Raw genomic sequence first — 10533 nt, forward strand, 5'->3', positions numbered from 1 at the left:
TCGAATCTGAGCAACCACCGTTTCCGGAGAAAACTATCCGGCGGTCAGCCGAGTAATCCAAGCGATTCAATCTCGTCGCTGACGACCTGAATCGTCTCTCGTGCATAATCCACCTTCTTCGCACCCGTGATGACTATCTTGCCCGATCCGAACAGCAAGACCACTACTTTCGGCTCGTCAATCCGATAGACGAGGCCGGGGAATTGCTCGGGTTCATACTCGACATTTTCCAATCCTAGACCGATCGCAAGCGCGTTCAGGTTGAGATTCGTTCCGAGGTCCGCACTCGAGACGATGTTCTGGACCGTCGCCTCTTCGCGGTCATCGATCGGGATTCCAAGACTTCCGAGCTCTTCGAATACCTGGTCTAATGCGCGGTTGACCTCGTCGACGCTACTCGCACCAGTGCACACGATTTTTCCAGACCGGAAGATCAGATTAGCTGCTCTGGGGTTTTGAGTCCGATACACGAGTCCAGGGAAGTTATCCGGGTTGAACTCCGCTCCGTCGACGTCCATCGAGAGCGACTCTAAATCTAATTCTTGGCCGACTGCACTTGATGCGACCACGTTTTGAATCTCGAGAGACTCAAGGCGTGCTTCGGGGGACATTAAATGTGTATTTTAAATACTGCTACTTAAGCGATTGTGCGAATCAAGAATTTCTCCGAGGACGACCAAATGGGGAAATAGGCGAGCATATGGTTCCCATTACCCGAATAGGAATTATTGAAACCCTCAGCCTCTGACAGAAAGTGTGTGACACAGACAGAGGGTATTCAGCAGCTAATCTGTATCTACGTCTCCCTGAGAATTTTTCTGGGTAGGCGATGGTTCGCGTCGGGAAGCTAATTCATCGTTTCAGGATTTGCTGGTCTCAGTGGGTGATTCACAACTCTCGTTCGCATTACTGGTCGTCCAAAACGAGAGACCAGGGTCGTCACCGCGATCAGTGTTGACGTCCCCGATGGAAAGCATGAGGCTGATCATGTCCGCATCGTAGTCTGTGAGAGCGATAGATTTCCAGTCCGTTCGGGTGTCGATACGGGCCTGCACGACGTACTCTCCGACTTCAGTCCCCCATTCACACGGAAGAACAACCCCACCGGGACTCACGTCATCTCCAGCCGTCGCTTCGGGCTCGCCCCTGTACACCTGATTCCCGTCTCGCTCAACGGAAACCTCCACCCTGTGGGGTTCGTAATCGTGGTTTACGATGGAAACCTCACCGAGTTTTGAAGTGGAAGACGTGGAGGATGACCCACCAAGTGAGAGGCATCCTCCGCTAGCGGTGACCGCGAGGGAAACGAGGAGGTGACGACGCCGCATGTGTTTGCCAAATATCCGTCATTATAAGTATTTTCTCGTAGTTGAGAAGAACCTAAGATTATCATCCAAGATGACAGACCCGGCTCCCTGGATCAACCGAACGAGCCGTCCCCAGCATGCCAGTGTTCGATACCCGACTCGCGCGCTGTATTCAGCACAACTGCAGCACAGCACAGCTGCAGCAAGCTATCAGCAACTGGAGTCTTCAACAGAGTCCCGAAGTGGTTAGTTCGGAGAGTACGGATCTGTGGCAGTATCGAGTCGGTAGACATCGTCTATAGCATCGAAATCGTCGTCAAACGCATAGAGATATCCCAAGCCTCTGGTCTGCATATACGCAACGATGCAGGCGTCGACGAACGAGAGTTGACGGTGGCGTCTGAAGAGTGCCTTTGCGGTCGCNTCCCAAGCCTCTGGTCTGCATATACGCAACGATGCAGGCGTCGACGAACGAGAGTTGACGGTGGCGTCTGAAGAGTGCCTTTGCGGTCGCAAATGCATCGGAGTTCACAGACTCCATGTGGAATCGTGCGTTCTCTTCAAGTCGATCTAAGAAGTCTACCGCCGCATCGTGTCCGGCGTGTGTCGTCAGTCCATTGAGTGTCTCCGCTAGGACGTAATCAAGAACGACTGCCTCTGGAAGCGACGCATCATCGATGCCCTGGAGAATGGGTCGTGCCTCAGTGTGCATCCCGTCTCGACGGTACGCAGCAGCAAACAAGACGCTCGTGTCGATTAGCGCTCGTGGCATTTATTCTGACTCAACGCCCCACGCGTCATGGTCCGTGGTGGCGTCTGTTTCTTCTTCGCCACCATACCCATCGAAATCCGCAAACGTTCCACTCCGTTGTTGGACGACGCGGACTCGGATACTTCCGTCTTCTTCGAGATGCCAGCGGAGTTGATCTCCATCGTCAATCCCCAGTTCTCGACGAATTCGAGCTGGGATATTCGCTTGGTTTCCAGACACCTTACTTTCAGCGTCTACCGGTTCACTGCTCATGAATGACTACTAGCACCGCTTGTTGAAAAGCCTAGTGTGTCGCCACACTATGTGACTGAAGACGGACCTGAGTACGGCAGCCGACGCTATTTCAGGAAACCTCTGATCCAACGTCGTTCTTAACCAACAAACGTCGGCATATCTCAATGACGTTGGTTAATCACAGTTCTTTTCTCGATATGCTCAATGAGTGTTTGACTCGTTCGACTAATCCGTTCGAGACGCTCACGAATCACGTCTGCTTCATCACGCTCCCAGGTGGCAAGGTAAAACGCCGAACCGTACATGTCGAGACCGAACTGCCTCCCAACAACGTATGCAACCGCTTCTGCTTCGACCTCACGCTTCGACCGTTCGGTGTCGTCGTCAACGCCGACGTGGAGACGTGCATGAGCGTACTCGTGGACTACCGTCGACATCATTGCTGCGTCACTATCCCGACGGAGGACATCGACAATTGGGAAGCCACCGTCTGGTGATTCGCGACAAACGCCCTTCGCATCACCGTAGTTCCATTCCTCATCAGGTACAAGTTCAACCTCAACACCGACATCCTCAGCAGCGTCCAACACGGCTGGAAGAAGCGTGTCTGCGTTACCCTCCGCACTAGTATCGAGACTCGGGAGGTCCTCACCCTCCGTCTGAGAGATATCGAAGACTGGAGCTGGCCGGAAACCAACCAAGCCCTTCGACCACTCTTCGTGTGATGTCTCGTCGTAATCGCAGTTGGTGTTGGCGTGGTAGCTCGGTGAGTTCCCACACTCAGGGCATTGCTTAGCGATGATGGGTGCCCAAATCCAAATCGCGCTTTCGCCTTCCTTGACATGCCGATCGAACTCGTTCTGCCACGTCCGATACCCGGCGACACGACTGGCCTCGGGACACTGCTGTTTGATTAAGAGTGTGTTTCGATACGAGTAGTCATGGAACTGACGCTGGACGTCTAACCATGCTTGGAACTCCTCGCTTGTCTGAGCGTCGTCGACGGCTTCTACGAGGTCGTCAACCCACTCAGTAATCGCGCTGTGCATCTCGTCACGTCGGGTGTCAGAGTCGTCGAACGACACCGCTGCGTAGTCACTCGTCGCCATAGATTTTCTCGCGAACACTCCAGTTTTGGAATGCCCCGCACCCCTCTGGGGGCAAAAAACTCTCCCGAGCAAAGGGAACCAATCGGTGATGGCCAGACCCGCCCATATAACCATAGAAGATGGTGCGTGAACGAGTTAGCACGACGCGGGCGGGATATAGACACTGACTTCGCCCATGGCTTCCTCGAGATGGTTCCGAGTACGGTGTGTGAAGTAACACTCGTAACAGCAGTACCCACAAACATCCCCCGTATCGTACTCCGCGACGAAGGGTCCACGCGCCCCCGTCCAGACGCCGTCTTCACACTCGACACAGGCCGATGAGTGGAGGTCAGCCGGCGTCGGTGGCTGATACTGTGTTTGGCCAGCGTACTCGGTTGGTCCCTCCGGCCAGACGCCTTGACTCTCCCAAAACGAACGGACGTGTCCAAGTCCATGTCGGACCGTTGCTCGAACCGTCATATGGTCGGCGTCGCGACCGCTGTCGTCCCATCCGCTATCCGTCCAGAACTCGCCGAACTGCGCACCGCGATGCAGTCCGTTCCAATCGAGGCCGACGATGTCGGCAGGCGTGTCACCCGTCAACGTCGGTTGCGTCAGTTGGTCGATGACGGTGAGTTGCTTGGGTGGGCTGCCTCCGAGGATGTGGACTCGACGGCCTCGCCAATCCACCGGATCTGAGAAGTCGTGTGCTAAGGTATCCGCGTAACCACGTGAGTAGCCGACGACGATATCGTCTGGAGTCTCCTCAAGTGCTGCTTTGCATTTCGGAACGATGACGAACTCCGTGTCGGGAACGCGCTTTTGCAGGTCTCGCACTGCCCGAACGTACGACTTGACTTCTGCACGGTCGTAGGCATCGCCGATAATACCGACGGCGGGTTCGTGTTCGAGGACTCGCTCCGTGTAACGGTCGAGATTTGGATTTCTGAAGTCATTATCGAGCATGCCGACTGGTAAATCAAGATTGAGGAACTGCTGTTGTTGATAGCTGCAGTCCTCTCGAAAGCCCGTGAGAAAACCGAGGTTCAACGCGTCGATGGCAAATGGCACGCGATGAAGGAATGCCACGTATTCAGCCTGTCGGGCGTCCGCATAGGCGTTTGTCGTGCTGTCGCTGGATGCACCGGAGAAGTCGTGAATGGACACAGGGGGTCACCTGCGGGACTCTGCCGCCCCGCACCTCTCAGGGGCGAAAAAACAGCTGCTGTGGGCTGAGTTAACCAACAAAAATTGAATCGGCTCCACTTTGTTGGTTAATCTTCGGACAAGCAGCGGACAACCGCCTCGGTGCTGGCGAGCGTTTGCTGATTCTCGTCGGTATCCGGCAAGAGCGTCGCCTGGTCGTTTGCGCAGTTGGATTGAGCCTCAATCCTCTGTGGCACAAAACCAGCTCTCTGAGCGACTTATTCTGTCTCGTCGTCGGGCTGAATCTGCCGAACGTCCTCGGCGAGGTCGTGCAGATACGCCCGCAGCGTGTTCATGTCCTCGCGAGCCTCTGCAAGCGTTTGTGCTTTGACTTTGGCCGTCAGCTCGTCTTGGTCTCTCGTCGCCGTTCCACGCTTCAGTTTCACCGTCAATGAGACACCAACATCGCTGCGCTCGACGTATTCCGTCTGGGTTGCTTCCTCTCGATTCGATTCCGTCGTTGTTGGGTTGTCGTCAGTCATTGGTCTACTGCGAGGGTTCTCTGCCGCCCCGCACCCCACTGGGGGTGAAAAAATTCACTCGGTACTCACCGAGTCAGTATGTCCGTCATCTCTTAACCAACAAAATCGGTAGTGGCTGCGGCCTGTTGGTTAATTTCGTAGTGCCTGTTCTGTCGGGCGATTCTTAGTTTAGTAGTGGACGTCCGCCGGGATAATCCACATCTGCCCGTCGGACTCAAGGACACGATCGAGCTGGTCGCGATGGCGAATCGCACTGCCGTACTCATCGTACAAGAAGAGCGACGGGCCACGGTACGCCCCAAGATTGTAACAGGCGTGTCGGATCAACTCCTCGTCACGCATGATTTCCTTGGTGTTGAGGTCCTGAATTCCTTCTCGGACTCGCTCAAGGTTCCGTTTGAACTCTTGTTTCGTCGCCTCCCAACCACGTTGAAGCAACTCTTGGCCACTGTCCGAATCGATTGGCTCCGCGATGGGCAGTTCTCCCCAGCGTGCTTTTCCAGCGACATTCGTCGAATCGTCATCGAACGTCACGTAGTAGTCGAAAACGGCCCCGTATTCGGGTGAAGTTCCCACGAGTCGGTCGAAGACGCTTCGTCCCACTGCGAGTGCTTCGTCTGTCGTCGATGCCTCTACGAGCGCGTAAATTACCTGATGCATTCTTTGGTACCTCGCTGGCGCTCTGAGTCGCTCTCCAACTCTCTCACGACTCAACTGCGCCGGCACCCATCGCCGGCGCAGACAAAAATCTCGATATGGCGAGAAGCACGCTTACCTCGCCAACTGGATACGTTGAATCCTGATTCAGGCCCACTCGAGGGCCGAATTCCGTTTTGCTAAGTAAGACTGACTCACTCCGGGGACCTCTAACGGTACTTTGGCGCCATTCTGGTTGACGAGTGTCTCCCTGAGATGGTCGCTTTCGGTCTCAAACGTCGGATTCACAATAATCTCGTAGTCTCGACTGATGGTAAAGAGTCCGCGGTCAAACGCAGCATGGTGTATCTTACTGAGCACAAGGACATTTCTCAAGTCTGCCCGATGCTTTGGATAGTCACTCCACGAGAGAATATGTGCGACGTCCAGTAGCGCGGGGTGGTCAATGCCCGAAATTGGACACGTCTGATTATATCGGTCGAGGGTGGTCACACGGAATTCCGGATCGACAGCCCGTGTGACAGCGACCGTCTCGTATGCGTGAGCCGTCATACTCTCAGCAGGTCCATTAGGTGTCGAGATTGGTTCAGCCCATGTTTCGACAGCGCCTTCGACGAATTCACGACCGCGACTTGTGAGTTCATACTTGTCGTCTTGTTTCTGAACCAACCCCATACTCCAGAGCCAGTTCGCCCGTTGAAACGCCATGTCTGTCTCTCCACGGCTCCACCCCAATTCTGGATGCGTGTCGAGTTGCTGGTTGCTGATCTCTTCGATCGTCATCGGAGCCACAGCAAGTGCGTAGAGAAGACTTCGAAACCCGACGTTACGCCCGCACATTATCTGTAAGAGGACGTTGATGTCATACTCTGGCACGTATTCTCGGCCGACAGAGCCTAACTCCCAGTGATTGTCGACTTGCTGGAGAAACCCCGCATTCGAGAGATATCGAACACGCCGCATTATCGACCTCTCACTCGAAACGTTCGCGAACGACCCCCGGTGCCACCCCAGGAGTTCGTCGGTGGTTGGGTGATACGAATCGATGAACTCGAGAACAGATTGCAGCGTCTCAACGTATTGCGTCCGCCCGCCAAACATCGGGACAATACTCCGAAGGCGGTCCGTTTCCATGATACCGGGTTCTGACACCTATGCAATAGATCGTTCGGAACGGGTACTACTCACTTAGGACGGCCAGCTTGTTCCGGTGAGACCGAATCGTTGCTGCGGACACATTCGCCGCCTGAGCGACGTCAGATTGTCTGAGATGGAGTGCATGGTCACAGCCAACCCAGTACAGACAAGCGCCAGCGAAGCCTGCTGGATTACACCCTGTCGTGACTCCCAACTGTTCGGCTTCCATTGCTATACTACGGGCCCGTCGACTGATCTCTTCTGGAACACCTAGTTCTGAGACAAGGCGAGGTATGAAATCACGAGGACGAACAGGCGGTGTTGGCAGCCCAAGTTCCGTATTCAACGTCTTGTATGCGTTCACCACCCTCTGGTTCTCCACACGTGCCAAGTCAGCAATCTCCTCGAGTGTTCGCATGAGTCTATTGCACCGACAAATACCGTAAACGCTGGCAGCGGCTATCGCTTCAATTGACCGACCACGAAGTAGGTCCTCACTTTGCGCACTACGGAAGAGTCGACAAGCTTGATCGCGAGTCGATTCGGACAATTCAAGAGCACCTGCAATCCGACGTACTTCGCCCAATCCATGAGCGAGATTCCGTTCAGCTTTCGACTGAAATCGTCCACGGGACTGCTCACGACGCATCCGGGCAACTTGCTGCCGTTTCTTCCCTGACAGCGTTCGCCCGTTAGCGTCTCGTTTGTAGCCAATCTCAGATGAGAGGCCACGGTCGTGTCGTGTCGGTGTCAACGGAGCACCCGTTCTCTTTTTACCTTCGTCGTCTGCTGAGAAGAGCCGCCACTCTGGCCCATGGTCTATCTGATATTCAGAAAGAACTAGCCCACAATCGTCACAAACTGTCTCAGCTGTGTTTGTACTCACGTCGCCGCCACAATCTGGGCAGGCATTGTTCGTGTTAGCCAGTTCATCCTCGTCGAAGCCACTCTCGTAGATATCTCTCGTTGCCATTGGTCATCTGCAAGGCACTCTTTGTGCGCCCCGCACCCCTTAGGGGCAAAAACAACTCAGAGAGATCTGTTGAACCCCCAGTCACTGATAGTTTGTTGAGGGCGTGCTGAATACAGAGCGCGAGTCGGTCACGCGGTTTCCTCAACTACGATGTCACGTACACGGAATATCTACCTCTCACCAGATTACCTGCGTCCAATCTGGCGTCGGAGAAACTCCCCGCCCACGTACCCGATACAGCCGAATAAACACCCCCACGAGACGATTAGGAAATTAAGGTCGAAGAGAAAACCCAATCGCTCTGAGACCGTGAACCCTCGATATAGGAAGAACACTTCGACAAAACCAGTGGTGAAAAACACGAAACTGGAACTGGCAAGACCTAGAATGAGTCCGCGACGGAGGTACGCGATTGCACCGGACGATATTATTGCAATTAGTGTCGCAACGAGCGGGGGGTTTGGGCCTCCCCACGAGACGAACGAAGCAGAGCCGAAGATGCCTGTTAGATAACCGATTGCGACAACGAATGAGACGGCGAGAGACCCGACTATTGATGTCCTCAAGTCCACCTCGTTATTTCCAAAGAGAGCTTCGGCCCAGTACATTCCAATCCTCGATTTCGCAACCTGTAATTGTAGGTTTTCTGTCTAAGACTCGGCGTACTGTGAATGCCCACCGAGTGGGTGTTTCGTCGTTGATTGCCTGCTGCATACATCCTCTAAGTCTTGCACGCCACTCCTGACAACATTCGGTGAGATCACTCCGTATCCGAGATTGTACCGATTTCAACGGTTATTCGAATTCCTTCAATCTCGTCGGGAAGGTCAAGCCTCGCTCTTGTTTCGTCGTCAGCAACAAGGATGTTGATTGTCTCTGTAGCGTGGCCGCCGATGGTCTCCTCCCCGCGTTCCCTCTCGATGTACTTGACACCGGGTTCGTGGAGATAGGTCTCAACTACCTTCTCCTGGACCACTCTGGCATGCTGGACGTGTTCCCACCATTCGGCATCGACCTCGGACCACGCAACGACCTCGTCGCCTCTCCGGTACTTCGGAATCCGAACGGTCGGTCGGTCGTCTGTGGACTCATCATTCTGTTCCATGCCTCGTACCCCGCTCCCGTATCCTATGGAGTCTGCTGACAAATACGTGACTTGCTGAACTCACCCTCTGTCTGTGTCACGCCACTTCTGTCAGACTTTGACAGTTTCAACAGAGTCACTCAAGCAGGTCCAGACCCAGACAGGAAATTTCGACAGGCACCTCAGCAACGCGAACGGCGCGTATATTGACACCAACCGAATGGATAGGATTGTCGACGTCTAGGCTCTATGCCCGTAGGATTGTCTGTCTGGTCCTGCGGTGCCCCCCTACTCCCAACAGACAGAAACCAGCCAATCGCGTGCCATCAACAGCCCCAATCCCCTGCCCCCGGGGCTGTTGACGTGATCGGCGAACCCATAACTATCCCCCTTTCCACAGATCCGTACAGAGAGTCTACTAAAGCAGAGCAAGGAAACCACTCCTCTGTTCCTTAATCGATACGGACTGGCTGAGCTCGAAACGAGAATGGCAGGTCAACACGAGATGTTGACCGAGCCAGTGGTGTGCCTCTGACAACTGCAAGTGTCAATAGTATCTAGTTAATAAAAGGATTCTCATCAACCGGTACAAATTGATTCTACGCCAGATTAGTTCGAGAATTCGCGTCTGCCACTATCTACACACGCCCAACACGGGAAGTCGTCATCCAACATCTCGCAGTCGCAGTCTTCAGATTTTGAGTCATCTTCAGCCTCAGCTTCCGGTTGTTCGTTGCTCACTACACCTCCGTCTGCGACCATCTGCATTTGCTCGACAGCATCGAGGATCGGACGTCGAATTGCGACGGCGACCCGGTGTTTGCATGGTCCATTGTACTTTTCGTCCGCTGGACACTCACACGCTTCCGGTACGCCGTCGACGATTCGTACGTTGTATTCGTGGTTCTCGGGGTCGGCATGGCTCGCATTGCGGACAAGCACATCGCCACCGAATAACGAGAATTCGAATGCCTCGTACTGGGCTCGTTTCAGGACGCGCTTCGTTGGGTCGAGTCTTGCAAGTAGGGATTCAGACATGGTACTTTGAAGCGCCCAGGTGAGAGCGCCTCGCCCATCGAGGCGCTAAGAAAGTGTGGTCACTAGGTGCTCTGCCGAGTTAGCGTTTATCGAGGCTGCTGAAAATCCACAGTTTCTGTCAAAAGCGGCGTGACACGGACAGAGGATGAGTACAGCATAGGTTCACTAGTTCGGGTTAGTGAAATATCCAACAACTATCATATAGAACAGAAGAGTTCCAATTACGCCGATTGCAGCACAGATAAATGGTATTGCTCGGATGACCACTCGATTTTCAAGACGGCCAACCACGTATAAATCCGCTAAAGTACCGAGTGAAATAACTGCCATAACCACTGCGAGGGGCATCGTATACCAGATGAGCCGATCGGGGTACATATTAACCAACAAACATTAAGCACGGATAATGCTATAGCTCTGTCCTCTCAAACTCCGATTCTTGGAAGTCCTGATATCTCGTACGACGCTCTTCTGTAGGAGATTGTTGATAGATTTCAGCTGTTGCTCTGGAATCGAAGAGGGCAAGGACACCGCGCTAGCGGTGTCCGACAC

At 54.0% G+C, this 10533-nt stretch carries 13 protein-coding genes and 1 pseudogene; all 14 read right to left on the reverse strand.

From position 1 onward, the window contains the following. Nucleotides 1–44: 44 nt before the first annotated feature. The 14 genes and pseudogenes from C457_RS10630 to C457_RS20040 all read right to left on the reverse strand — a co-directional run bounded on the left by C457_RS10630 (nt 45) and on the right by C457_RS20040 (nt 10359). Complete coding sequence (locus tag C457_RS10630; RefSeq protein ID WP_049913514.1) at nt 45–611, reverse strand: TATA-box-binding protein; 567 nt, start codon at nt 609–611, stop codon at nt 45–47. 249 nt (nt 612–860) lie between these two features. After that, nucleotides 861–1328, reverse strand: coding sequence for a hypothetical protein (locus C457_RS10635; protein WP_152419991.1), 468 nt, complete (start codon nt 1326–1328; stop codon nt 861–863). A gap of 225 nt (nt 1329–1553) precedes the next feature. Beyond that, a pseudogene (locus C457_RS19565) lies at nt 1554–2079 on the reverse strand (PIN domain-containing protein). Next, the gene (locus C457_RS20905) at nt 2080–2331 is read right to left on the reverse strand and encodes an AbrB/MazE/SpoVT family DNA-binding domain-containing protein (protein WP_008094466.1); all 252 of its coding nucleotides are present in this window, start codon (nt 2329–2331) and stop codon (nt 2080–2082) included. Between the two features lie 143 nt (nt 2332–2474). Then, nucleotides 2475–3422, reverse strand: a complete 948-nt coding sequence (locus tag C457_RS10645; RefSeq protein WP_008094468.1) for an ArdC-like ssDNA-binding domain-containing protein — start codon at nt 3420–3422, stop codon at nt 2475–2477. A gap of 135 nt (nt 3423–3557) precedes the next feature. Then, nucleotides 3558–4571 (reverse strand): DUF6610 family protein, encoded by a 1014-nt coding sequence (locus C457_RS10650; protein ID WP_049913516.1) that lies wholly within the window; start codon nt 4569–4571, stop codon nt 3558–3560. A 257-nt stretch (nt 4572–4828) separates the two neighbouring features. Then, complete coding sequence (locus tag C457_RS10655) at nt 4829–5092, reverse strand: DUF7389 domain-containing protein (RefSeq protein WP_008094471.1); 264 nt, start codon at nt 5090–5092, stop codon at nt 4829–4831. A 168-nt stretch (nt 5093–5260) separates the two neighbouring features. Beyond that, a complete protein-coding gene (locus tag C457_RS10660) occupies nt 5261–5752 on the reverse strand; it encodes a hypothetical protein (RefSeq protein WP_008094473.1) in 492 nt (163 codons plus the stop codon). Nucleotides 5753–5896: 144 nt separating this feature from the next. Beyond that, entirely contained in the window at nt 5897–6883 is a 987-nt protein-coding gene (locus C457_RS10665; protein ID WP_008094477.1) for an HNH endonuclease, read from the reverse strand. Between the two features lie 46 nt (nt 6884–6929). Next, nucleotides 6930–7859, reverse strand: a complete 930-nt coding sequence (locus tag C457_RS19575; RefSeq protein WP_008094481.1) for a transcription initiation factor IIB — start codon at nt 7857–7859, stop codon at nt 6930–6932. Nucleotides 7860–8044: 185 nt separating this feature from the next. Beyond that, nucleotides 8045–8467, reverse strand: a complete 423-nt coding sequence (locus C457_RS10670; protein WP_008094482.1) for a hypothetical protein — start codon at nt 8465–8467, stop codon at nt 8045–8047. 152 nt (nt 8468–8619) lie between these two features. Beyond that, entirely contained in the window at nt 8620–8964 is a 345-nt protein-coding gene (locus C457_RS10675; protein WP_008094483.1) for a hypothetical protein, read from the reverse strand. Nucleotides 8965–9552: 588 nt separating this feature from the next. Further along, nucleotides 9553–9981: an SWIM zinc finger family protein gene (locus tag C457_RS19580; protein ID WP_008094484.1), complete on the reverse strand. Its 429-nt coding sequence runs from the start codon at nt 9979–9981 to the stop codon at nt 9553–9555. 165 nt (nt 9982–10146) lie between these two features. Beyond that, nucleotides 10147–10359: a hypothetical protein gene (locus C457_RS20040; protein ID WP_152419992.1), complete on the reverse strand. Its 213-nt coding sequence runs from the start codon at nt 10357–10359 to the stop codon at nt 10147–10149. Nucleotides 10360–10533: the final 174 nt, after the last annotated feature.

Origin of the sequence: Haloferax prahovense DSM 18310, from assembly GCF_000336815.1 — an archaeon.
In the GTDB taxonomy this organism is placed as follows: Archaea; Halobacteriota; Halobacteria; order Halobacteriales; family Haloferacaceae; genus Haloferax; species Haloferax prahovense.

Coding starts and splice junctions, on each gene's coding strand:
- C457_RS10660 (WP_008094473.1), bottom strand. CDS start 5,752: ATGCATCAGGTAATTTACGCGCTCGTAGAGGCATCGACGACAGACGAA.
- C457_RS10655 (WP_008094471.1), bottom strand. CDS start 5,092: ATGACTGACGACAACCCAACAACGACGGAATCGAATCGAGAGGAAGCA.
- C457_RS10635 (WP_152419991.1), bottom strand. CDS start 1,328: ATGCGGCGTCGTCACCTCCTCGTTTCCCTCGCGGTCACCGCTAGCGGA.
- C457_RS19575 (WP_008094481.1), bottom strand. CDS start 7,859: ATGGCAACGAGAGATATCTACGAGAGTGGCTTCGACGAGGATGAACTG.
- C457_RS19580 (WP_008094484.1), bottom strand. CDS start 9,981: ATGTCTGAATCCCTACTTGCAAGACTCGACCCAACGAAGCGCGTCCTG.
- C457_RS10665 (WP_008094477.1), bottom strand. CDS start 6,883: ATGGAAACGGACCGCCTTCGGAGTATTGTCCCGATGTTTGGCGGGCGG.
- C457_RS10630 (WP_049913514.1), bottom strand. CDS start 611: ATGTCCCCCGAAGCACGCCTTGAGTCTCTCGAGATTCAAAACGTGGTC.
- C457_RS10645 (WP_008094468.1), bottom strand. CDS start 3,422: ATGGCGACGAGTGACTACGCAGCGGTGTCGTTCGACGACTCTGACACC.
- C457_RS20040 (WP_152419992.1), bottom strand. CDS start 10,359: ATGTACCCCGATCGGCTCATCTGGTATACGATGCCCCTCGCAGTGGTT.
- C457_RS10670 (WP_008094482.1), bottom strand. CDS start 8,467: ATGTACTGGGCCGAAGCTCTCTTTGGAAATAACGAGGTGGACTTGAGG.
- C457_RS20905 (WP_008094466.1), bottom strand. CDS start 2,331: ATGAGCAGTGAACCGGTAGACGCTGAAAGTAAGGTGTCTGGAAACCAA.
- C457_RS10675 (WP_008094483.1), bottom strand. CDS start 8,964: ATGGAACAGAATGATGAGTCCACAGACGACCGACCGACCGTTCGGATT.